The following is a 20,946-nucleotide window of genomic DNA, read 5'->3' as shown; positions in this document are numbered from 1 at the left end:
TCATGGCTGAAGCCGAAAAAACTGTCCGTACGCTGACTGGCCGTGTTGTCAGCGACAAGATGGACAAAACCATCACCGTTCTGATTGAGCGTCGCGTTAAGCACCCGATCTACGGTAAATACGTTAAGCGTTCGACTAAGCTGCACGCGCACGACGAAACCAATCAGTGCCACATCGGCGACAAAGTCACTATTCGTGAAACTCGTCCGATGGCCAAGACTAAGTCTTGGGCTCTGGTTGATGTTCTCGAACGCGCTGTGGAAGTCTAAGGACTAGGGGTCGGAGAAATTATATGATTCAGACTCAATCCATGCTCGATGTGGCCGATAACAGCGGCGCACGCCGCGTTATGTGCATCAAGGTGCTGGGTGGCTCCCATCGTCGTTACGCTGGTATCGGTGACATCATCAAAGTTACCGTTAAGGAAGCAATTCCTCGCGGTAAAGTGAAAAAAGGCCAAGTGATGACTGCTGTTGTAGTCCGCACTCGTCACGGCGTACGTCGTGCTGATGGCTCCATTATCCGCTTTGATGGCAACGCTGCTGTTCTTCTGAACAACAAGCAAGAGCCGATCGGCACCCGTATCTTTGGGCCAGTGACGCGTGAACTTCGTACTGAGAAGTTCATGAAGATCGTCTCGCTCGCCCCAGAAGTGCTGTAAGGAGATCCGACATGCAAAAGATTCGTCGTGACGACGAGATCATCGTGATCGCCGGCAAAGACAAAGGTAAGCGCGGTAAGGTGCTTAAGGTTCTCGCTAACAACCGTTTGGTTATTGGCGGTCTGAACCTGGTTAAGCGTCATACCAAGCCTAACCCTATGTCGGGCGTGCAAGGCGGTATCGTCGAAAAAGAAGCTCCACTGGACGCTTCTAACGTCGCCATCTTCAACGGCGAAACCAACAAGGCTGACCGCGTTGGTTTCAAAGTAGAAGAAGGCAAGAAAATTCGTGTCTTCAAGTCGACCCAAAAAGCGGTTGATGCTTGAACACTGCTAGGTAGATAAGACCATGGCACGACTAAAAGAGATTTACCGGAAGGAAATCGCTCCGAAACTTAAGGAAGAACTTAAGCTTTCGAACGTGATGGAAGTTCCGCGCGTTACCAAAATCACCCTGAACATGGGTTTGGGCGAAGCGATCGGTGACAAAAAAGTCATCGAGCACGCTGTAGCTGATTTGGAAAAGATCACGGGTCAAAAGTGCGTTGTGACCTACGCTCGCAAGTCCATCGCAGGCTTCAAAGTTCGCGAAGGCTGGCCGATCGGCGTTAAAGTTACTCTGCGCCGTGAGCGTATGTACGAATTCCTGGATCGTCTGCTGTCGATCTCCCTGCCTCGGGTCCGCGACTTCCGCGGCCTGAATGCCAAGTCCTTCGATGGTCGTGGTAACTACAGCATGGGCGTGAAAGAGCAGATCATCTTCCCGGAAATCGACTACGACAAGATCGATGCCCTTCGCGGTCTGGACATTACCCTGACCACCACTGCTCGGACAGATGATGAAGGTCGCGCATTGCTGCGTGCTTTCAAATTCCCGTTCCGCAACTGATTGGAGTAGGAAAATGGCCAAGATGAGCATGAAAAACCGCGAGCTGAAGCGTCAGCTCACGGTTGCCAAGTTCGCCAAGAAGCGTGCTGAGCTTAAAGCTATCATCGTAGATCTGAACGCAAGTCCAGAAGCGCGTTGGGAAGCTCAAGTAGCTCTGCAGAAGCAGCCACGTGATGCAAGCGCTGCGCGCATGCGTAACCGCTGCCGTCTGACTGGTCGTCCGCATGGTGTTTACCGCAAGTTCGGCCTTGGCCGTAACAAATTGCGTGAAGCAGCAATGCGCGGCGACGTACCAGGTCTGGTTAAAGCCAGCTGGTAAGGCGCACAGGCAAAGTTGTCGATGTCAGGCTCGCAAGATCCTGACAGTCGGTAACGTTGAATATGAATCAAGCCCCCATTGGGGCTTGATTCATTTCTGGCGTGTGTCTAGAATGACCGGCTCGCCTGAGCCCGTGCTTTTTAAGCATTGAGTCACTCGGCGACAGTTGTAGCCGCGAGGCTAATTATTTTTGTAACAGGAGCGTCTAGCCCATGAGTATGCAGGACCCGTTAGCGGACATGCTAACTCGAATCCGTAATGCCCAGATGGCTGAAAAGTCCGTCGTAAGCATGCCATCTTCCACGTTGAAGGTAGCTGTAGCCAAAGTTCTTAAAGACGAAGGTTACATCGCGGATTATCAGATCAGCAGCGAAATCAAACCACTGCTGTCTATCGAGCTGAAATACTTCGAAGGCCGTTCGGTTATCGAAGAAGTGAAGCGCGTTAGCCGTCCAGGCCTGCGTCAGTACAAGTCATCCGAAGAGTTGCCGAAAGTTCGTGGCGGTCTTGGTGTGTCTATCGTCTCCACCAGTAAAGGTGTGATGACGGATCGTGCTGCGCGCGCTGCCGGTGTCGGCGGCGAAGTTCTTTGCACTGTGTTCTAAGGGGGGATAAGCATGTCACGCGTCGCTAAGAACCCCGTTAAGCTGCCAGCTGGTGTCGAAGTAAAATTCGCCGGCCAACAGCTTTCGGTGAAGGGTGCCAAGGGCACTCTAGAACTGAACATCCATTCGTCCGTTGAGATTGTTGAAGAAGCTGGTGAGCTGCGTTTCGCTGCTCGCAATGGCGATCAACAAACTCGCGCAATGGCTGGTACCACTCGTGCGTTGGTAAACAACATGGTCCAAGGCGTAAGCCAAGGCTTCGAGCGTAAGCTCCAGCTGGTCGGTGTTGGTTACAAAGCGCAAGCAAAAGGCACAGTGCTGAACTTGGCTCTTGGCTTCTCGCACCCAGTGGATTACGAACTGCCGGAAGGCATCACCGCTGAGACTCCTAGCCAAACCGATATCCTGATCCGGGGTATTGATAAGCAGCTGGTAGGTCAGGTGGCCGCTGAGATCCGCGGTTTCCGTCCGCCAGAGCCTTATAAAGGTAAGGGTGTACGTTACGCGGACGAAGTCGTCCGTCGTAAAGAAGCCAAGAAGAAGTAGGGCATAGCAAATGACCGACAAAAAAGTTACTCGCCTGCGTCGCGCTCGCAAAGCACGTCTGAAAATGCACGAACTAGAAGTCGTGCGTCTCTGCGTGTTCCGCTCGTCGCAGCACATATACGCCCAGGTCATCTCGGCCGACGGCAGCAAAGTCTTGGCAAGCGCCTCGACTTTGGACACAGAACTGCGTGATGCTGCTACTGGCAACATCGACGCGGCCACAAAGGTTGGCCAGCTGGTCGCTACGCGTGCAAAAGCCGCTGGCGTCTCGCAGGTGGCTTTCGACCGCTCTGGCTTCAAGTACCACGGCCGCGTGAAAGCGCTGGCTGAGGCTGCTCGTGAAGCTGGGCTGGAGTTCTAAGTTATGTCAAATAACGACCAAAAGCGCGACGAAGGCTACATTGAGAAGCTGGTTCAAGTTAACCGCGTAGCCAAAACCGTTAAAGGCGGCCGTATCTTCACCTTCACCGCGTTGACCGTGGTTGGTGATGGTAAGGGGCGCGTTGGCTTCGGCCGTGGCAAGTCACGTGAAGTGCCTGCTGCGATCCAGAAGGCAATGGAAGCTGCTCGCCGTAACATGATTCAAGTTGACCTGAACGGCACAACTCTGCAGTACGCCATGAAGTCCGCCCACGGCGCTTCTAAGGTTTACATGCAGCCTGCTTCTGAAGGTACCGGTATCATCGCTGGCGGCGCTATGCGTGCTGTCCTCGAGGTTGCTGGTGTTCAGAACGTTCTGGCTAAGTGCTACGGCTCGACTAACCCGGTAAACGTGGTTCACGCCACTTTTAAAGGTTTGAAAGCTATGCAGTCTCCTGAGTCTATTGCCGCTAAGCGTGGCAAAAGCGTTAAGGAGATCTTCTGATCATGGCTACCGTTAAAGTAACGCTGATCAAAAGCATGACCGGCCGCATCCCTAATCACAAACTGTGCATTAAGGGTCTGGGTCTGCGTCGCATCGGTCACACTGTAGAAGTACTTGATACTCCCGAGAATCGCGGGATGATCAACAAGGCTTACTACATGCTGCGTGTCGAGGGTTAATCGATGAAACTCAATGATCTGAGTCCAGCGCCGGGTTCCCGTCGCGAAAAGCATCGTCCGGGCCGTGGTATCGGTAGTGGTTTGGGTAAGACTGGTGGCCGTGGTCACAAAGGTCAGACTTCCCGCTCCGGTGGCACTATTGCTCCAGGCTTTGAAGGCGGTCAACAGCCGCTGCATCGTCGTCTGCCTAAGTTCGGTTTCGTTTCCCTGAAAGCTATGGATCGCGCAGAAGTGCGTTTGTCCGAGCTGGCTAAAGTGGAAGGCGACATCGTTACTGTGCAGACCCTGAAAGATGCCAACGTGATCAACGTCAACGTACTGCGTGTGAAAATCATGCTGTCCGGTGAAGTTACTCGCGCTGTCACAATCGGCAAGGGAATCGGCGCCACCAAAGGTGCGCGTTCGGCTATCGAAGCAGCTGGCGGCAAGTTCGAGGAATAAATGGCTAAGCAAGGTGCTCTCTCAGCGCTCAGCAAAGGCGGGTTGTCCGAGCTCTGGGCTCGTCTGCGTTTTCTATTCTTGGCGATTATCGTCTACCGAATAGGCGCACACATCCCAGTTCCAGGCATCAACCCGGACCGGCTAGCGGACCTGTTTCGACAGAATGAGGGGACCATTCTTAGCTTGTTCAACATGTTTTCCGGCGGTGCGCTGGAGCGGATGAGTATTTTTGCGCTGGGGATCATGCCGTACATTTCGGCATCGATCATCATGCAGCTTATGTCCGCTGTCAGCCCACAGCTGGAGCAGTTGAAGAAGGAAGGTGAAGCTGGTCGTCGTAAGATAAGCCAGTACACCCGCTACCTCACTGTCGCTCTTGCTCTTGTTCAAGCTATTGGCATGTCCATTGGCTTGGCGGGGCAGGGCGTCGCGTTCACTGGTGACTTAGGCTTCCATTTCGTTGCAGTAACCACTTTTGTGGCGGGTGCAATGTTCATGATGTGGCTGGGTGAGCAGATTACTGAGCGCGGAGTTGGCAACGGTATCTCGATGTTGATTTTTTCGGGTATCGTCGCCGGTCTTCCGAGAGCAATTGGGCAGTCTTTCGAGTCTGCGCGTCAGGGTGATATCAATATTTTCGCCCTGGTTGCTATCGGTTTGCTGGCAGTAGCGATTATCGGTTTTGTGGTGTTCATTGAGCGTGGTCAGCGTCGTATTGCTGTTCACTACGCCAAGCGTCAGCAGGGCCGTAAGGTGTTTGCTGCGCAGACTAGCCACTTGCCGCTGAAAGTGAATATGGCCGGCGTTATCCCGGCTATTTTTGCGAGCAGCATTTTGCTGTTCCCGGCTTCGCTGGGTGCCTGGTTCGGTCAGTCTGAAGGTATGGGCTGGTTGCAGGACATCTCGCAGTCGATCGCTCCTGGTCAGCCGTTGAATATTCTGCTGTTTAGTGCAGGGATTATTTTCTTCTGCTTCTTCTATACGGCGTTGATGTTCAATCCGAAAGACGTAGCGGAAAACCTGAAGAAGTCCGGTGCCTTTATTCCGGGTATCCGTCCGGGTGAGCAGTCTGCGCGCTATATTGATGGCGTTTTGACTCGCTTGACTCTGTTCGGTGCTCTTTATATGACGGCCGTGTGTCTGTTGCCCCAGTTTCTGGTGGTTGCGGCAAACGTTCCGTTCTACCTTGGCGGGACCTCGTTGCTGATCGTTGTCGTGGTTGTTATGGACTTCATGTCCCAAGTACAATCGCACCTCGTTTCGCACCAGTACGAATCCCTGATGAAGAAAGCCAACCTGAAGGGCTACGGCAGCGGCATGCTTCGCTGAAGTACCCATAAGGTTAGAGGAGTTGGTGATGAAAGTTCGTGCATCGGTGAAAAAGCTGTGCCGTAACTGCAAGATTATTCGCCGCGAAGGTGTTGTTCGGGTAATTTGCAGCGCGGAACCACGTCACAAACAGCGCCAAGGCTGAGTGTGATCTGTTTGAAGCCCAGCAGCTAGTGCGCTGCTGGGTTGATTATTTGTTATTACAGCGATATTATCTCGCGCCCTATTTCTTGGCTTCCGGGGCGTAGGTAGCTGTCAATTGGAGTCCCACTGAATGGCCCGTATTGCAGGCGTTAACATTCCAGATAACAAGCACACTGTTATCTCGCTGACCTACATCTATGGTGTTGGTCGCACTACCTCACAGAAAATCTGTGCGGATGCTGGTGTAAACCCAGCCGCTAAGATCAAGGATCTGAGCGACGAGCAGATTGAGTTGCTGCGTGGCGAAGTGGCAAAGTTCACCACTGAAGGTGACCTGCGTCGTGAAGTCAACATGAAAATCAAACGCTTGATGGACTTGGGCTGCTACCGCGGTCTGCGCCATCGTCGTGGTCTTCCAGTGCGCGGTCAGCGTACCAAGACCAACGCGCGTACTCGCAAAGGTCCGCGTAAGCCGATCCGCAAGTAATCGCACCAGCGAATCGACAGGAATTTAGTCATGGCAAAACCTGCTGCTCGTCCTCGTAAAAAAATTAAAAAGACAGTGGTTGATGGCATCGCCCACATCCACGCGTCTTTCAACAACACCATCGTGACCATCACCGACCGTCAGGGTAATGCGCTTTCTTGGGCTACCTCCGGTGGTTCGGGTTTCCGCGGTTCTCGCAAGTCCACTCCGTTCGCTGCTCAAGTAGCTGCTGAACGTGCTGGTCAAGCTGCGCTGGAATATGGCCTGAAAAACCTTGACGTTAACGTTAAGGGCCCAGGTCCAGGTCGTGAGTCCGCTGTCCGTGCTTTGAACGGCTGTGGCTATAAGATCGCCAGCATCACCGACGTGACGCCAATCCCGCACAACGGGTGCCGTCCGCCGAAGAAGCGCCGCGTGTAATCCAGGAGACTGTAAAGAATGGCTCGTTACATTGGTCCAAAATGCAAACTGGCACGTCGTGAAGGCACCGATCTCTTCCTGAAGAGTGGTGTGCGCGCTATCGAATCGAAGTGCAATATTGAAGCTGCTCCAGGCATCCACGGCCAACGCCGCGGTCGCCAATCCGACTACGGCACCCAACTGCGTGAAAAGCAGAAGGTCCGTCGTATCTACGGCGTTCTCGAGCGTCAGTTCAGCGGCTACTACAAACAAGCTGCTGGCAAAAAAGGTGCAACCGGTGAAAACCTGCTGCAACTGCTCGAATGCCGCCTGGATAACGTCGTATACCGTATGGGTTTCGGTTCTACTCGTGCCGAATCTCGTCAGTTGGTATCGCACAAGTCGATCAGCGTAAACGGTCAAACCGTTAACGTTCCGTCCTACCAGGTTCGTGCTGGTGACGTGGTCGCTATCCGCGAGAAAGCAAAGAACCAGCTTCGCATTGTCCAAGCTCTCGATCTGTGTGCCCAACGTGGCCGCGTAGAATGGGTAGAAGTAGACACTGAGAAGAAGTCGGGCGTTTTCAAGAACGTTCCTGCTCGCAGTGATCTGTCCGCCGACATCAACGAAAGCCTGATTGTCGAGCTCTACTCCAAGTAAGGGCTAGAAAATAGGTGCATCCATGCAGATTTCGGTAAATGAGTTCCTGACACCTCGCCATATTGATGTGCAAGTTGTCAGTCCAACCCGCGCTAAAATCACTCTCGAGCCTCTCGAGCGTGGTTTTGGCCACACCCTGGGCAACGCGCTGCGACGCATCCTGTTGTCCTCAATGCCAGGCTGTGCAGTAGTCGAGGCCGAGATTGATGGTGTGCTCCACGAGTACAGCGCCATCGAAGGTGTACAGGAAGACGTAATTGAAATCCTGTTGAACCTTAAAGGTCTGGCTATCAAGCTGCACGGCCGTGACGAAGTTACGCTGACCTTGTCGAAGAAGGGTTCGGGGGTGGTTACCGCTGCCGATATTCAGCTGGATCATGATGTCGAGATCGTTAATCCCGATCACGTAATCGCCAACCTGGCGTCTAACGGCGCCTTGAACATGAAGCTCACCGTAGCTCGTGGTCGTGGTTATGAACCAGCAGACTCGCGTCAGAGCGATGAAGACGAAAGCCGCAGCATTGGTCGCTTGCAGCTTGACTCTTCGTTCAGCCCGGTTCGCCGTATTGCATACGTGGTGGAAAACGCCCGTGTCGAGCAGCGTACTAACCTGGACAAGCTGGTTATTGATCTGGAGACCAACGGTACCCTGGATCCTGAAGAGGCAATTCGTCGTGCTGCAACCATCCTGCAACAGCAGTTGGCTGCATTCGTCGACCTCAAAGGTGACAGCGAGCCAGTGGTTATCGAACAGGAAGACGAGATCGATCCGATCCTGCTTCGTCCGGTTGACGATCTGGAACTGACCGTGCGTTCGGCCAACTGCCTTAAGGCGGAGAACATTTACTACATCGGTGACCTGATTCAGCGCACCGAAGTAGAACTGTTGAAGACTCCGAACCTGGGCAAGAAATCCTTGACTGAAATCAAGGACGTTCTGGCCTCCCGTGGTCTGTCCCTCGGCATGCGCCTCGACAACTGGCCGCCTGCAAGTCTTAAGAAGGACGACAAGGCGACTGCCTGATCGTCGTAATCACCGAACGTTGTGTTTGGTAAGGAATGAACCATGCGTCATCGTAAAAGTGGTCGTCACCTGAGCCGCACTAGCTCGCACCGCAAGGCTATGTTTCAAAACATGGCAGTGTCGTTGTTCGAGCACGAGCTGATCAAAACGACTCTGCCGAAAGCCAAAGAATTGCGTCGCGTTGCTGAGCCGCTGATTACTCTGGCCAAGATTGATTCTGTTGCTAACCGCCGTCTGGCTTTCGACCGTACTCGTTCGAAAGCTATGGTTGGTAAGCTGTTCAACGATCTGGGCAAGCGTTATGCAACTCGTGAGGGTGGCTACCTGCGCATCCTCAAGTGCGGTTTCCGCGCTGGCGACAACGCGCCTATGGCGTACGTCGAGTTGGTTGATCGTCCAGTTGGCGGTGAAGCTGTATCCGCTGAGTAAGACGTCAGTCTCTACAAAGAACCGGGCCTAGTGCCCGGTTTTTTGTGTCCATTCGATTGTGCTTTTCTATGGCTACTGATTAATTAATGAATTTGCCCATATTAAGTACGTGGTCAATACTCCTCCTCAGCCGATTAGCCGGCAGTACATAGATTGACTGAGGAAGCACACAGATGAGCCAGACCAAAACGCTTACCACCGCCAGCGGCGCTCCAGTTGCTGATAACCAGAATTCTCGTTCTGCCGGCCCTCGGGGCCCACTGTTACTCGACGATTTTCATCTGATCGAGAAGCTTGCCCACTTCAATCGTGAAAATATTCCTGAGCGTCGTGTTCATGCCAAAGGTTCGGGGGCGCACGGTACTTTTACCGTAACCCGCGATATCTCTGAGTACAGCAGCGCCAAGCTGTTTGACACCATTGGAAAGCAAACCCCAACCTTCATGCGTTTCTCCACGGTGGGCGGTGAGCGCGGTTCAGCGGACACTGAGCGTGACCCTCGTGGTTTTGCAATCAAGTTCTATACCGAGGAAGGCAACTGGGACATCGTGGGTAACAACACCCCAGTCTTCTTTATCCGCGACCCGCTGAAGTTCCCAGACTTTATCCACACCCAAAAACGTCTGCCGCAAAGCAACCTTAAAAGCGCACAGATGATGTGGGACTTCTGGTCGCATTCGCCCGAAGCGTTGCATCAGGTCACCATCCTGTTTTCTGATCGCGGTATTCCGGATGGCTACCGTCACATGCACGGCTTCGGTAGCCATACTTATAGCCTGATCAATGCCAAGGGGGAGCGTCATTGGGTCAAGTGGCACTACAAGACCAAACAAGGCATCAAGAACCTGCCGCCTGCTGAGGCTGCGCGTCTAGCGGGTACTGATCCGGACTACGCACAACGTGATCTGTTTGGTGCTATCGAGCGCGGCGATTTCCCGAAATGGCGTGTCTGCATGCAGGTCATGACCGAAGCGCAAGCTGCCGCCCATTACGAAAACCCGTTTGATGTGACCAAAACGTGGTCGCAAAAAGAGTTTCCGCTGATTGAAATCGGCGAGCTGGAACTTAATCGCAACCCGCTTAACTACTTTGCGGAAGTGGAACAGGCAGCCTTTGGTCCAAGCAACATGATTCCGGGTGTTGGGCTGTCCCCTGATCGGATGCTGCAAGGTCGTGTATTCGCCTACGCCGATGCGCACCGCTATCGTGTGGGCACCAACCACCAGCATTTGCCTATTAACTCGCCACGGGTTCCAGTTCATACCTATCAGCGTGATGGCTCAATGGCTTATGGCAACAATGGCGGTGCTGCGCCCAACTACGAGCCCAACAGCTACGCAGACGCACCGAAACAGGCGCCTCAATACGCTGAGCCCCCTTTGGCTCTAAGTGGCGCTGCTGATCGTTACGATCATCGTGAAGACACTGACTACTACAGCCATGCGGGCGCTTTGTTCCGTCTGATGAGCGATGAGCAGAAAGCTCTGCTGATCGATAACATTGCCGGCACGATGAAAGACGTATCGCAAGATGTTGTGCAGCGTCAGTTGCCACATTTCTATAAAGCAGACCCTGCTTATGGAGAGGGCGTTGCCAAAGCACTGGGTGTACAGATTAACTAACTCTAAGTGAGAAGCAGAACCGCCCGCAAATGGGCGGTTTTTGCGTCTTTTAGCGCTGTTTTCTACGCAAAATCAGGTTTTTCTTGCGATTTCGCCGTGACCTCTCAGTCCGCTTGGTTCAAACTACAGCCTTTCAAGCAGGGAGATGTGGGCCGATGCTAGGGCACCCGGACGTAATCGATTACCTCAACACGTTGCTGACCGGCGAGCTGGCTGCACGTGACCAATATTTTGTCCATTCTCGTATGTACGAGGACTGGGGTTTTACCAAACTATACGAGCGCATCAATCACGAAATGGAAGAAGAGGCACAACACGCTGATGCGTTGATGCGCCGGATTCTTATGCTCGAAGGCACGCCGCGCATGCGCCCGGATGATCTGGATGTGGGTACAACCGTGCCAGAGATGTTCGCCGCCGATTTGCGTCTTGAGTACAAAGTACGAGCGGCGCTGTGCAAAGGCATCGAGCTTTGTGAGCTGCACAAGGACTACGTCAGCCGCGACATGCTGCGTATCCAGTTAGCTGATACCGAAGAAGATCACACCTACTGGCTCGAAAAACAGCTCGGTCTGATCAAATCGATTGGCTTGCAAAACTACCTGCAGTCGCAATTCTGATTTCAGGCAGGCAAGCCAGCTCCCACAAGAGCTCGATTTGCGCTCGTAAAAAGCCCCTGCCATCTCACGATGGCAGGGGCTTTTTCGTGCCGCGATTTAAGCCTTGTCGCGAATCAACAGTGGCTTCAGGTAGAAGCCAGTATGTGATTGCTTCATCTCGGCCACATCCTCTGGTGTGCCGGTAGCAATGATCTGCCCACCCTTGGAACCGCCTTCCGGCCCAAGATCCACCAGCCAGTCTGCGGTCTTGATCACGTCCAGGTTGTGCTCGATCACGACCACGGTATTACCGTGGTCGCGCAGTCGATGCAGCACATCCAGCAATTGCTGGATATCGGCAAAGTGCAAACCGGTTGTAGGCTCATCGAGGATATACAAGGTTTTGCCGGTGTCGCGTTTGGACAGCTCGCGGGACAGCTTCACCCGTTGTGCCTCACCGCCTGACAGCGTGGTGGCAGACTGTCCGAGCTTGATGTACGACAAGCCTACGTCCATCAGCGTTTGGAGCTTACGCGCCAAGGCAGGGACTGCATCGAAGAACACTCGGGCTTCTTCGATGGTCATCTCGAGCACTTCATGGATGCTCTTGCCCTTGTATTTGATCTCAAGGGTTTCGCGGTTATAGCGCTTGCTCTTGCACACATCACAAGGCACATAGATGTCTGGCAAAAAGTGCATTTCCACCTTGATCAAACCATCGCCCTGACACGCCTCGCAGCGTCCGCCCTTCACGTTGAAGGAAAAACGCCCAGGCCCATAACCCCGTGAACGGGACTCTGGCACACCGGAAAACAGTTCGCGGATAGGCGTAAACAAACCGGTGTAAGTGGCTGGGTTAGAGCGCGGGGTTCGACCAATCGGGCTTTGGTCAATGTCCACAACCTTGTCTAGGTGCTCCAGCCCTTTGATGCTGTCGTGTGCCGACGCTTCGAGGGTGGTTGCGCCATTCAAGGCCGTGGCACTGAGCGGATAGAGCGTGTTGTTGATGAGCGTTGATTTGCCTGACCCCGAAACACCTGTCACGCAGGTCAGCAGACCAATCGGGATTTCCAGATCCACATTGCGCAGATTGTTGCCGCGTGCGCCCTTGAGCGACAACGTCAGTTTTTTGTTGCGCGGCGTGCGCTGGGCGGGCACAGCGATTTTCACCCGGCCCGACAAGTACTTGCCCGTCAGCGAGTCTGGGTGAGCCATCACCTGCGCGGGTGTGCCTTCAGCCACAATATGGCCACCATGAACGCCAGCCCCAGGGCCAATGTCCACGACATAGTCGGCCAAGCGAATAGCGTCCTCATCGTGTTCAACCACGATCACAGTATTGCCAATATCGCGCAGGTGTTTGAGCGTTCCGAGCAGACGATCGTTATCGCGCTGATGCAAGCCAATAGAGGGCTCGTCGAGGATGTACAACACACCGACCAAACCGGCGCCGATTTGGCTGGCCAGACGGATACGTTGAGCTTCACCGCCAGACAGCGTATCGGCGCTGCGGTCCAGCGATAGATAGTCCAGGCCCACGTTCACCAAAAACTGCAGCCGCTCGCGGATTTCCTTAAGGATTTTGTCTGCGATTTCACCACGGCGGCCGGTCAGGCTGAGTGTGCTGAAATATTCCGTGGCATCGCCAATCGGCATATTGGTCACGGCGGGCAAGGTTTTCTCGCCGACCCAAACGTGACGAGCTTCACGGCGCAAGCGAGTGCCGCGGCAATCAGGGCAAGCCTGAGTGCTGAGGAACTTGGCCAGCTCTTCGCGCACAGTGGCCGATTCGGTTTCGCGGTAGCGACGCTCAAGGTTCGGCACGATGCCTTCAAACGGGTGCGCACGTTTAACGATGTCACCGCGGTCATTGAGGTAGCGGAAGTCTACGTTTTGCGCGCCACTGCCATACAAAATGACTTTTTGCTTGTCTGCCGGCAGTTCTGCAAACGGCACTTCAAGGCTGAAGTCGTAATGTTTGGCCAGCGCCCCGAGCATCTGGAAGTAATAGACGTTACGCCTGTCCCAACCACGAATGGCGCCCTCCGCTAGCGTCAGTTCGCCATTGACCAGACGTTTGATATCGAAAAACTGCTTAACCCCCAAACCATCACACGTAGGGCAGGCGCCCGCCGGGTTATTGAAGGAAAAGAGCTTGGGCTCAAGTTCGCTAATTGCATGGCCGCAAATAGGGCAGGCAAAACGTGCCGAGAAGATCATCTCTTCGCCGGGCTCATCATCCATCGGGGCAACTAATGCAATGCCATCGGCCAGCTTCAGTGCCGTCTCGAAAGATTCAGCCAAGCGTTGCTGCAAGTCGGCACGCACTTTAAACCGATCTACCACCACGTCGATGGTGTGTTTCTTCTGTTTATCGAGCTTGGGCAACTCGTCCAGCTCGCAGAGCTTGCCGTCGACTCTGGCCCGCACGAAGCCCTGAGCGCGCAATTCCTCGAATACCGAAAGGTGCTCGCCCTTGCGTTCGCGAATCACTGGGGCCAGCAACATCAACTTGCTGCCTTCGGGCTGTGCCAGCACCAGGTCAACCATTTGGCTGACGGTTTGGGCTTCCAGTGGGATGTCGTGATCCGGGCAACGAGGGATACCCACGCGGGCGTAAAGCAGGCGCAGGTAGTCGTAAATTTCAGTAATGGTGCCGACGGTGGATCGCGGGTTATGCGACGTCGATTTCTGCTCGATAGAAATGGCAGGCGACAGACCTTCGATGGTATCGACGTCAGGCTTTTCCATCATCGACAGGAACTGGCGCGCATAAGCCGACAACGACTCGACATAACGGCGCTGGCCTTCGGCATATAGAGTGTCAAACGCCAGAGATGATTTGCCGGAGCCAGACAGTCCGGTGATGACGATCAGTTTGTCCCGTGGCAGGGTCAGGTCGATGTTCTTCAGGTTGTGGGTTCGTGCCCCACGTATCAGGATCTTGTCCACTGCGGCCTCGCTTGGCGGGCATAACGTAAACGAATGAGTATACGGATCTGCGTGAAAGCTGTGCAGGCCCTTAATGGCACGATGTCATTAAGCAGCCTTTATAACTTTTACGTGACAAAGCGTCGCGTCTCTCTCGTGTGTGTGCTGTTACTCGATGGGACTGGTAGAATCGCCGCCGGTTCACACGAGGTTTTTCCATGCACGATCCCCATAGCGAACGCATGAGTGGTAGCGAGACCCGCGCAGCAAGCGGTCTGGCCCTTGTGTTTGCCTTCCGTATGCTTGGCATGTTCATGGTGTTGCCGGTTTTGGCGACCTATGGCATGGACCTGGCAGGCGCTACCCCGGCCTTGATTGGCTTGGCGATAGGCGCTTATGGCCTGACTCAGGCCATTTTTCAGATCCCTTTTGGGGTTATTTCTGACCGTATTGGTCGGCGTCCGGTTATCTACCTCGGGCTGATTGTCTTCGCCTTGGGTAGCGTATTGGCGGCTAACTCGGATTCGATTTGGGGCGTGATTGCAGGGCGAGTCTTACAAGGTGCTGGCGCGATTTCTGCTGCTGTTATGGCGCTGCTCTCTGACCTTACCCGCGAACAGCACCGCACCAAAGCTATGGCCATGATTGGTATGACCATTGGTTTGTCATTTGCGGTTGCAATGGTGGTCGGGCCGTTGCTGACCCGTGCGTTTGGCTTGTCAGGCCTGTTTTTAGCCACCGGCGCAATGGCGCTGGTGGGCATCGTGATCGTCATGTTCATGGTGCCGCGCTCAACGGGCACCTTGCAGCATCGCGAGTCGGGCGTTGCCAAGCAGGCGTTGCTGCCGACCCTGCGCCATCCCGATCTGTTGCGACTCGACCTCGGCATTTTTGTGTTGCACGCCATGTTGATGTCGAGCTTTATTGCGTTGCCGCTGGCGCTGGTCGAAAAGGCCGGTTTGCCCAAGGAACAACACTGGTGGGTGTACCTCACCGCCTTGCTGATTTCATTTTTCGCCATGATCCCGTTCATCATCTATGGCGAGAAAAAACGCAAAATGAAACGAGTTTTACTCGGTGCCGTCGTGACGTTGATGCTCACTGAGCTATTCTTCTGGCAGTTCGGCGACAGCTTGCGGGCTTTGGTCATCGGCACGGTGGTGTTCTTTACTGCGTTCAACTTGTTGGAGGCGTCACTGCCTTCATTGATCAGCAAGGTGTCACCGGCGGGCGGTAAAGGCACGGCGATGGGGGTTTACTCCACGAGCCAATTCCTTGGTTCAGCACTGGGCGGCATACTCGGCGGCTGGTTATTTCAGCATGGCGGTTTGTCGGTTGTGTTCCTTGGATGCGCAGGTCTGGCTGCACTCTGGCTAGTCTTTGCTGTTACCATGCGCGAACCTCCGTATGTGACAAGCCTGCGCTTGCCGTTATCGCCTGAGGCGCTTCGCGAAGCTGGCCTGACCGAGCGATTGATGGCTGTCGCTGGAGTAACTGATGCAGTGGTGGTGGCTGAAGAGGCCGCCATTTATATCAAATTGGACACCGAACTATTGGATCGCGCGACACTCGAGCAGTTGGTTAACCCAGCGCCGACGTGCGAAGCCTAGGAGAACGTTATGGCCCGTGGGGTTAACAAAGTTATATTGGTCGGCACGTGCGGCCAGGATCCCGAAGTTCGCTACTTGCCTAACGGTAATGCTGTGACCAACCTGAGTCTGGCAACCAGCGAACAGTGGACTGACAAGCAAACGGGCCAAAAAGTCGAGAAGACCGAATGGCACCGTGTTTCGATGTTCGGCAAAGTGGCTGAAATCGCGGGTGAATACCTGCGTAAAGGCTCGCAGGTTTACATCGAAGGCAAGCTGCAAACCCGTGAGTGGGAAAAAGACGGCATCAAGCGTTACACCACAGAAATCGTGGTCGACATGCAAGGCACCATGCAGTTGCTGGGTGGCCGTCCACAGGGCGACCAACAAAACCAGGGTGGCGGTAACAACTACCAGCAGTCCGCTCCGCGTCAGCAGGCTCAACGCCCTGCGCCGCAACAGCAACAACAGCAGCCACAACGCGAGTCGCGTCCAGCGCCGCAACAGCAGGCACCACAACCTGCTCCGGATTTCGACAGCTTTGATGACGATATCCCGTTCTGAGGAGCCCTTGGCTAGAGCAGCCCTAGGGCCCGCTTACTCAAGACCAACAAAGGCCCGGCGCTGATTCAGCGCCGGGCCTTTTGTTTGACGCAGATTTACTGACGGCGCATCAGTAACAGTGCGATCAAGATGGCAAGTGCGGCAATCACAGCCGAAATAACGCCGAGCGATTCCAGTCCGAAATGGCGTACACCCAAGCCGCCGACAATGGCGCCCAGTCCGATCCCCGCATTGGCAGCTGAGATGTTCATAGTGGCCGCCAGTGCTTGGGCTTTGGCACCGGCGCGCATCACTCGAACCTGACACACCGGGAACAGCGCGGTGTAAGCGATGCCCCATACCATCAGAGCCACGATTAACCCGCTATGGTGGGTTGCAAGTGGCGTGGCCGCGAGCATACCGGCAGACAAGAGCAACAAAAACAGCACTGTCGCGCCCAGCGGGCTGCGGTCAACCAAGCCACCTGCAAAATGGTTGCCTAGCATTCCGATCGCACCAAAGCCCATAAGCCACCATCCGACATGGCCGGCATCAATGCCTGCCAAGCGCTCTAAGGTGTCAGCCAAATAGGTGTAGGCGGTAAACATCGCGGTAAAGGCCAGCGTCGACAAGGCAATGTGAGCTAAAAAGCGCGGGTCTTTGAATATCTGGGTTTGCTTTTCTGCGGTGGTGCGCTTTGGTGCGCTGGGCAAGGTTGGCATATAGGTTCGCATCAAAAGGCCGGTCAGCAAGCACAATGCTGCCAGCATCCAGAAACTGCCGCGCCAGCCCATGCTGTCTGCAGCAAGCGTGCCCAGCGGAATCCCAAAGACTAATGCTGCCGAAATACCCATGTAGACGTTGGCGACCGCTTTGCCTGCTTTTTGCGGCCCGGCCAGTTGCCCTGCGGTTTCGCTGGCGGTACCCCAGAACACGGGCAGCAGCAGCGCAGGAATAAACCGCGCGACTGCCAGCACCCATACATTAGGTGTCAGCGCTGCGAGCACATTAGACGCTGCAAACACCAGCAAGATGAAGGTGAACAGTTTTCGGCGCTCAATGTGGGCCAGTCGCGCTGTCAGCACAGGCCCAAAAAGCATTACGGTAAAAGCAAACAACGTCACCAACTGGCCAGCAATTGCGATGGAAATGTTCAATTCTCTGGCCAGCGCTGGCAGCAACCCAATGATCAAAAACTCAGTTGTCACAATCACAAACGCGGCAATCGCCATGAGAGTGATTTGTAAACCAGACCGAGAATGGTCGTCGCTATGGATGCTTGGTGCGGTTGATAAGGAGGAGGGCATGTACGTGGCTCAATTTAAAAAAACAGCGGGCAAGCTTATTGGAGAATTAAATTCATATTGAGGCTATAAATTACGCAATGTTATGAATTTAAATCACCAATGGTGGGCAGGATGTTTTCTTCTGAGCGCTTGAAAGGCCTGGATGTATTTGTGTGCGTTGCGCAGACCGGCAGCTTCACGGCCGCTGCCGAGCGTTTGAACGTGACCCGCTCCGCAATCAGCAAAGGGATTGCCCGGCTAGAAGCTCGACTCAACACCCAGCTGTTCAACCGTACGACCCGGCGGCTGGCGCTCACGGATGCCGGGGTTAAGTTTTATCGAACATGCACCAACGTGCTGGGCGAGTTGGAAGAAGCGGAAATAGCACTCCATGCCCAAAGCGTTGAGCCCGTTGGTCAAGTGCGTATCGATTTGCCTGCCGCCTACGGGCGTTTGCATGCGTTGGGGGTCATTCTTCGGTGCGTTGAAGAGCACGCGTTACTGATGCCGCATATTTCTTTTTCTGATCGGTTCGTAGACCCGGTCGAAGAGGACATCGACATTGTGGTGCGCATTGGCGGCTCGGATATATGGTCCCAAGCTTTGGGGCGCCGCTATCTGGGGGCCGAGCGCTTGATTTTTTGCGCTTCTGCTCAGTACTTGATGAAACACGGCGAACCCAAGACCGAACGCGACCTCGAACATCACAGTTGTGTGGTGTATGGCCGCAGTGATGGCGGGGTCAACCCGTGGCACTTTGCCGGAGCGGACGGTGGCACCGAGCGTCGTGTCATGCCTGCCCGCATTGCGGTAGGAGATGGCGAAGGTCAGACCGCCGCTGTTTTGGCCGGTCATGGGATCGCGCAGCTGCCCACATGGTTGATCACACAAACCCTTGAAACCGGGGCATTGGTGGAGGTGTTGCCGCATTTGGCTACCGATGGCTTGCCGATGAATCTGGTTTGGCTCAAGCGTCGGCAGTCACAGCCTAAAGTCAGCGTATTACTTGAGGCGCTCGGGGCAGCATTAGCGCCTTAGCGAATCAGTCAGGTTCAGCTTGTAGGGTGGATCACAGGGTTTATGAGCAATGAAGTCGACGTCTTCTGACAGTTGGCTACGCTGTACCTCAGCCAAACTGAGGTGAGTGCTAAAAATCGAACCCGGTTGTTCTTTTTTGGTCAGCACAGAACAGATGCCCAGAAGGAACCCCTGATTTTGTTTAATTTCAAAACCACCATCATGCTCATCATCCTGTTGCTCTCTGGCAATGGCATCCTTCAGGCGGCACCGACTCTGGCTTCCGTTATTAAAGCCGAAGAGTCCAACGGCAAACCGCCAGTGTTGGTTGACGGAGGGTTGCTCGGCGCTTTGGGCGCCAGTATGGACGAGGTGCAAGGCAAACTCGGCCTGAGTGTGCATCTGCTCGATAGCTGGCGCTTGCGCACTGAGCGGGCTGCCGATGAGGCCGGGGTGTTGGCTGAGCAGGTGGCGACTGAGCCCTCGCGTAGTGGAATGGGCGACTTTTTGTTGCTGTCGGTTGTCTGGGCGGGTGCGTTTGCCGGGCTGATGCTGATTGGCCAACTGATAGCGCGGTATGCGGGGGCCAACCGTATCGTTCGGGCACGGCCGCGTGTGCAAGCGCTGATTGGTTATGCAGTGCCGTACCTGCTTCCGGCTTTGGTGGCCTTGCCGCTGGCGTTGTATGCCAGCCGTTTTATGCAAGATTCGATTGGCCGCTCGCTGGCGCTCAGTCTGGCGTATGCCAGCAGCGGTGGGGTATTTTGCGCAGCCTTGGTGCTATCGCTGAATGCGATGTTTGAGACCGGGCACAAGCGCCGTGCGGTGCAAATTATTCGCCAACATTGCGTGCATTCGTTATTTGTTATTGGCTTTTCTGCAGCCCTGAGTGATGCCATGAGCAGCCCGTTCATTGCTCAGACTATTGGCGGCAATATTGCCAGCTGTGTGTCGGTGCTGGCTGGGCTGGTGGCGTGCAGCGTGTTCGCTTATCTATCTGTGCGCTTGCGTCGCCCCGTGGCGCATTTGATTCGTAACCGGGCCTTGGCGCAACGTTTGGGGCAGCCTGCGTTGCAAGAGTCGCTGCGGATCTTCTCGGCGCTTTGGTATTGGCCCATTTTGCTGATGCTGATGGTTTCGGCGCTCAACCTGGTCGGCGTGGGCGAGGGCAGTGAGCGAGCCCTACGCAGTGCGTTGCTGACGTCGGGGTTGCTGATAGGTACGGTTTTTTTGAGCACCATTTTGCACCATTCGTTTCGCACGCGGCTTCGCACTTCGGGTGCTTATAAAGAGCGCTTGCTCAGTGTTGTTTATGCACTGCTGCGCATTGCCCTGGCGGTGACTTTTATTGAGTTACTGGCGCAAATTTGGGGCTTTTCGTTGTTGGCGTTCGCCTCTGATAGCCGCACCGGTCAAGTCATCAGTGATTCGCTGGGGCACATTCTGCTGATCCTGTTGGTGACCTGGCTGGCGTGGGTAGTGCTCGACACCGCCATTGAACAAGCCTTGACGCCCGCCCCCAATCGGCGCGGTACTCGCGAACCCAGCACACGAATCAAAACCATCCTGCCGCTGATGCGTAATGCCATAAAAGTGATCTTGGTCGTGGTCTGCACCATTACCACCATGGCGAATTTGGGGGTCAACGTCGCACCGTTTCTGGCAGGGGCCGGGGTGGTGGGTTTGGCCATTGGCTTTGGTTCACAGCAGTTGGTGCAAGACGTCATTACCGGGCTATTCATCATTATTGAAGACACCATTTCAGTCGGTGACTGGGTGGTGGTTGACGCCAATCACGCGGGCACTGTCGAAGGGTTAACCATCCGCACCTTGCGCCTGCGCGACAGCCGTGGGTTTGTACACTCGGTGCCGTTCGGGCAAATCAAGGCGGTGATCAACCATTCACGTCAGTTTGCGTACGCGTACTTCTCGGTACAGTTCACCTACAACACCGACATGGACAAGGCGATTGCGTTGATTCGCGAGGCCGGAAACCAGATAAGTGACGACCCTTTGCTCAGCCTCAACCTGCAAGGCGCGCTGACCATTTTTGGCGTCGACAGCATGAACCTGGATGGCGTAACGGTGACAGCACAGTTCCGCACCATGTCCGGTGTGCAAAACACCATCAGTCGTGCATTTAACGATCGACTTAAAAAGCTTGTGGATAAGTCTGAGGACGTACATTTCGCGCAACATTATCCACAGCTCGTCATGATGCCCGCCCGTGAGCCGAATGAAACGGGCGAGCAGCCTGCTGTCGCGCAACGTCCAAGTGTCGTACTGACCGATGCGCCGCTGCGTTCTTGAGGCGCCCGGTATGTCCGGCGCACAGTTTGTCAGTGACGACAGCCTTGGAAACCCGCAAAATGCGGGAGTCTTG

26 protein-coding genes are annotated in these 20,946 nt (G+C 54.6%); 24 read left to right on the top strand and 2 right to left on the bottom strand.

The genetic code is table 11. The features are described from left to right. The first annotated feature begins 2 nt into the window (after window positions 1-2). From rpsQ to bfr, 20 genes are all read left to right on the top strand, one after another. Window positions 3-269 (top strand): 30S ribosomal protein S17, encoded by a 267-nt coding sequence (gene rpsQ, locus ACZRJQ_RS05270; RefSeq protein WP_003194644.1) that lies wholly within the window; start codon window positions 3-5, stop codon window positions 267-269. Between the two features lie 23 nt (window positions 270-292). Then, window positions 293-661 carry a 50S ribosomal protein L14 gene (rplN, locus tag ACZRJQ_RS05265; RefSeq protein ID WP_002555479.1) on the top strand — a complete coding sequence of 123 codons (369 nt, stop codon included), beginning with the start codon at window positions 293-295 and terminating at the stop codon, window positions 659-661. A gap of 11 nt (window positions 662-672) precedes the next feature. Beyond that, window positions 673-987, top strand: coding sequence for a 50S ribosomal protein L24 (gene rplX / locus ACZRJQ_RS05260; protein ID WP_003444369.1), 315 nt, complete (start codon window positions 673-675; stop codon window positions 985-987). Window positions 988-1,009: 22 nt separating this feature from the next. Next, a complete protein-coding gene (gene rplE / locus ACZRJQ_RS05255; RefSeq protein ID WP_153379984.1) occupies window positions 1,010-1,549 on the top strand; it encodes a 50S ribosomal protein L5 in 540 nt (179 codons plus the stop codon). A 13-nt stretch (window positions 1,550-1,562) separates the two neighbouring features. Continuing rightward, on the top strand, window positions 1,563-1,868 hold the full coding sequence (rpsN, locus tag ACZRJQ_RS05250; RefSeq protein ID WP_019409906.1) for a 30S ribosomal protein S14: 306 nt from the start codon (window positions 1,563-1,565) through the stop codon (window positions 1,866-1,868). 212 nt (window positions 1,869-2,080) lie between these two features. Beyond that, window positions 2,081-2,473, top strand: a complete 393-nt coding sequence (gene rpsH / locus ACZRJQ_RS05245) for a 30S ribosomal protein S8 (protein ID WP_463977332.1) — start codon at window positions 2,081-2,083, stop codon at window positions 2,471-2,473. Window positions 2,474-2,485: 12 nt separating this feature from the next. Then, on the top strand, window positions 2,486-3,019 hold the full coding sequence (gene rplF, locus ACZRJQ_RS05240; RefSeq protein WP_003444365.1) for a 50S ribosomal protein L6: 534 nt from the start codon (window positions 2,486-2,488) through the stop codon (window positions 3,017-3,019). Between the two features lie 10 nt (window positions 3,020-3,029). Further along, window positions 3,030-3,380: a 50S ribosomal protein L18 gene (rplR, locus tag ACZRJQ_RS05235; RefSeq protein ID WP_463977331.1), complete on the top strand. Its 351-nt coding sequence runs from the start codon at window positions 3,030-3,032 to the stop codon at window positions 3,378-3,380. A 3-nt stretch (window positions 3,381-3,383) separates the two neighbouring features. Next, window positions 3,384-3,884, top strand: a complete 501-nt coding sequence (gene rpsE, locus ACZRJQ_RS05230; protein ID WP_003186035.1) for a 30S ribosomal protein S5 — start codon at window positions 3,384-3,386, stop codon at window positions 3,882-3,884. A 2-nt stretch (window positions 3,885-3,886) separates the two neighbouring features. Further along, a complete protein-coding gene (gene rpmD, locus ACZRJQ_RS05225; RefSeq protein WP_003444363.1) occupies window positions 3,887-4,063 on the top strand; it encodes a 50S ribosomal protein L30 in 177 nt (58 codons plus the stop codon). A 3-nt stretch (window positions 4,064-4,066) separates the two neighbouring features. Next, window positions 4,067-4,504: a 50S ribosomal protein L15 gene (gene rplO, locus ACZRJQ_RS05220; RefSeq protein ID WP_016779182.1), complete on the top strand. Its 438-nt coding sequence runs from the start codon at window positions 4,067-4,069 to the stop codon at window positions 4,502-4,504. Next, entirely contained in the window at window positions 4,505-5,833 is a 1,329-nt protein-coding gene (gene secY / locus ACZRJQ_RS05215) for a preprotein translocase subunit SecY (RefSeq protein WP_003444361.1), read from the top strand. Window positions 5,834-5,861: 28 nt separating this feature from the next. Continuing rightward, window positions 5,862-5,978 (top strand): 50S ribosomal protein L36, encoded by a 117-nt coding sequence (gene rpmJ, locus ACZRJQ_RS05210; RefSeq protein WP_002555468.1) that lies wholly within the window; start codon window positions 5,862-5,864, stop codon window positions 5,976-5,978. 129 nt (window positions 5,979-6,107) lie between these two features. After that, window positions 6,108-6,464, top strand: coding sequence for a 30S ribosomal protein S13 (gene rpsM, locus ACZRJQ_RS05205; RefSeq protein ID WP_016779184.1), 357 nt, complete (start codon window positions 6,108-6,110; stop codon window positions 6,462-6,464). A gap of 30 nt (window positions 6,465-6,494) precedes the next feature. Further along, complete coding sequence (gene rpsK, locus ACZRJQ_RS05200) at window positions 6,495-6,884, top strand: 30S ribosomal protein S11 (RefSeq protein ID WP_007924177.1); 390 nt, start codon at window positions 6,495-6,497, stop codon at window positions 6,882-6,884. An 18-nt stretch (window positions 6,885-6,902) separates the two neighbouring features. Further along, complete coding sequence (gene rpsD, locus ACZRJQ_RS05195) at window positions 6,903-7,523, top strand: 30S ribosomal protein S4 (protein ID WP_003444359.1); 621 nt, start codon at window positions 6,903-6,905, stop codon at window positions 7,521-7,523. A 22-nt stretch (window positions 7,524-7,545) separates the two neighbouring features. Next, window positions 7,546-8,547 (top strand): DNA-directed RNA polymerase subunit alpha, encoded by a 1,002-nt coding sequence (locus ACZRJQ_RS05190; protein ID WP_003176403.1) that lies wholly within the window; start codon window positions 7,546-7,548, stop codon window positions 8,545-8,547. A 42-nt stretch (window positions 8,548-8,589) separates the two neighbouring features. Continuing rightward, the gene (gene rplQ, locus ACZRJQ_RS05185; RefSeq protein ID WP_016779185.1) at window positions 8,590-8,976 is read left to right on the top strand and encodes a 50S ribosomal protein L17; all 387 of its coding nucleotides are present in this window, start codon (window positions 8,590-8,592) and stop codon (window positions 8,974-8,976) included. 173 nt (window positions 8,977-9,149) lie between these two features. Further along, window positions 9,150-10,598, top strand: coding sequence for a catalase (locus ACZRJQ_RS05180; protein ID WP_463977330.1), 1,449 nt, complete (start codon window positions 9,150-9,152; stop codon window positions 10,596-10,598). A 155-nt stretch (window positions 10,599-10,753) separates the two neighbouring features. Beyond that, window positions 10,754-11,218, top strand: coding sequence for a bacterioferritin (gene bfr, locus ACZRJQ_RS05175; RefSeq protein ID WP_463977329.1), 465 nt, complete (start codon window positions 10,754-10,756; stop codon window positions 11,216-11,218). Window positions 11,219-11,314: 96 nt separating this feature from the next. Here the strand turns inward: bfr and uvrA are convergent, their stop codons facing one another. Next, window positions 11,315-14,149 (bottom strand): excinuclease ABC subunit UvrA, encoded by a 2,835-nt coding sequence (gene uvrA / locus ACZRJQ_RS05170; protein WP_463977328.1) that lies wholly within the window; start codon window positions 14,147-14,149, stop codon window positions 11,315-11,317. Between the two features lie 197 nt (window positions 14,150-14,346). On the opposite strand from uvrA, the gene ACZRJQ_RS05165 reads away from it, so the two are divergent. Both ACZRJQ_RS05165 and ACZRJQ_RS05160 read left to right on the top strand, forming a co-directional pair. Further along, the gene (locus ACZRJQ_RS05165; RefSeq protein WP_463977327.1) at window positions 14,347-15,738 is read left to right on the top strand and encodes an MFS transporter; all 1,392 of its coding nucleotides are present in this window, start codon (window positions 14,347-14,349) and stop codon (window positions 15,736-15,738) included. A gap of 9 nt (window positions 15,739-15,747) precedes the next feature. Beyond that, the gene (locus ACZRJQ_RS05160; RefSeq protein ID WP_463977326.1) at window positions 15,748-16,281 is read left to right on the top strand and encodes a single-stranded DNA-binding protein; all 534 of its coding nucleotides are present in this window, start codon (window positions 15,748-15,750) and stop codon (window positions 16,279-16,281) included. 95 nt (window positions 16,282-16,376) lie between these two features. On the opposite strand, the gene ACZRJQ_RS05155 is transcribed toward ACZRJQ_RS05160, so the two are convergent. Then, window positions 16,377-17,567 carry an MFS transporter gene (locus tag ACZRJQ_RS05155; protein ID WP_463977325.1) on the bottom strand — a complete coding sequence of 397 codons (1,191 nt, stop codon included), beginning with the start codon at window positions 17,565-17,567 and terminating at the stop codon, window positions 16,377-16,379. Between the two features lie 111 nt (window positions 17,568-17,678). Here ACZRJQ_RS05155 and ACZRJQ_RS05150 point away from each other — a divergent pair, with 111 nt between their 5' ends. Next, the gene (locus ACZRJQ_RS05150) at window positions 17,679-18,584 is read left to right on the top strand and encodes a LysR family transcriptional regulator (RefSeq protein WP_463977324.1); all 906 of its coding nucleotides are present in this window, start codon (window positions 17,679-17,681) and stop codon (window positions 18,582-18,584) included. 177 nt (window positions 18,585-18,761) lie between these two features. Then, on the top strand, window positions 18,762-20,873 hold the full coding sequence (locus ACZRJQ_RS05145) for a mechanosensitive ion channel family protein (RefSeq protein WP_463977323.1): 2,112 nt from the start codon (window positions 18,762-18,764) through the stop codon (window positions 20,871-20,873). Window positions 20,874-20,946: the final 73 nt, after the last annotated feature.

It is taken from the genome of Pseudomonas sp. E315 (genome assembly GCF_055406205.1).
This window is presented reverse-complemented; position numbering and strand designations above follow the sequence as displayed.

Coding starts and splice junctions, on each gene's coding strand:
- rpsQ (WP_003194644.1), top strand. CDS start 3: ATGGCTGAAGCCGAAAAAACTGTCCGTACGCTGACTGGCCGTGTTGTC.
- rplN (WP_002555479.1), top strand. CDS start 293: ATGATTCAGACTCAATCCATGCTCGATGTGGCCGATAACAGCGGCGCA.
- rplX (WP_003444369.1), top strand. CDS start 673: ATGCAAAAGATTCGTCGTGACGACGAGATCATCGTGATCGCCGGCAAA.
- rplE (WP_153379984.1), top strand. CDS start 1,010: ATGGCACGACTAAAAGAGATTTACCGGAAGGAAATCGCTCCGAAACTT.
- rpsN (WP_019409906.1), top strand. CDS start 1,563: ATGGCCAAGATGAGCATGAAAAACCGCGAGCTGAAGCGTCAGCTCACG.
- rpsH (WP_463977332.1), top strand. CDS start 2,081: ATGAGTATGCAGGACCCGTTAGCGGACATGCTAACTCGAATCCGTAAT.
- rplF (WP_003444365.1), top strand. CDS start 2,486: ATGTCACGCGTCGCTAAGAACCCCGTTAAGCTGCCAGCTGGTGTCGAA.
- rplR (WP_463977331.1), top strand. CDS start 3,030: ATGACCGACAAAAAAGTTACTCGCCTGCGTCGCGCTCGCAAAGCACGT.
- rpsE (WP_003186035.1), top strand. CDS start 3,384: ATGTCAAATAACGACCAAAAGCGCGACGAAGGCTACATTGAGAAGCTG.
- rpmD (WP_003444363.1), top strand. CDS start 3,887: ATGGCTACCGTTAAAGTAACGCTGATCAAAAGCATGACCGGCCGCATC.
- rplO (WP_016779182.1), top strand. CDS start 4,067: ATGAAACTCAATGATCTGAGTCCAGCGCCGGGTTCCCGTCGCGAAAAG.
- secY (WP_003444361.1), top strand. CDS start 4,505: ATGGCTAAGCAAGGTGCTCTCTCAGCGCTCAGCAAAGGCGGGTTGTCC.
- rpmJ (WP_002555468.1), top strand. CDS start 5,862: ATGAAAGTTCGTGCATCGGTGAAAAAGCTGTGCCGTAACTGCAAGATT.
- rpsM (WP_016779184.1), top strand. CDS start 6,108: ATGGCCCGTATTGCAGGCGTTAACATTCCAGATAACAAGCACACTGTT.
- rpsK (WP_007924177.1), top strand. CDS start 6,495: ATGGCAAAACCTGCTGCTCGTCCTCGTAAAAAAATTAAAAAGACAGTG.
- rpsD (WP_003444359.1), top strand. CDS start 6,903: ATGGCTCGTTACATTGGTCCAAAATGCAAACTGGCACGTCGTGAAGGC.
- ACZRJQ_RS05190 (WP_003176403.1), top strand. CDS start 7,546: ATGCAGATTTCGGTAAATGAGTTCCTGACACCTCGCCATATTGATGTG.
- rplQ (WP_016779185.1), top strand. CDS start 8,590: ATGCGTCATCGTAAAAGTGGTCGTCACCTGAGCCGCACTAGCTCGCAC.
- ACZRJQ_RS05180 (WP_463977330.1), top strand. CDS start 9,150: ATGAGCCAGACCAAAACGCTTACCACCGCCAGCGGCGCTCCAGTTGCT.
- bfr (WP_463977329.1), top strand. CDS start 10,754: ATGCTAGGGCACCCGGACGTAATCGATTACCTCAACACGTTGCTGACC.
- ACZRJQ_RS05165 (WP_463977327.1), top strand. CDS start 14,347: ATGCACGATCCCCATAGCGAACGCATGAGTGGTAGCGAGACCCGCGCA.
- ACZRJQ_RS05160 (WP_463977326.1), top strand. CDS start 15,748: ATGGCCCGTGGGGTTAACAAAGTTATATTGGTCGGCACGTGCGGCCAG.
- ACZRJQ_RS05155 (WP_463977325.1), bottom strand. CDS start 17,567: ATGCCCTCCTCCTTATCAACCGCACCAAGCATCCATAGCGACGACCAT.
- ACZRJQ_RS05150 (WP_463977324.1), top strand. CDS start 17,679: ATGTTTTCTTCTGAGCGCTTGAAAGGCCTGGATGTATTTGTGTGCGTT.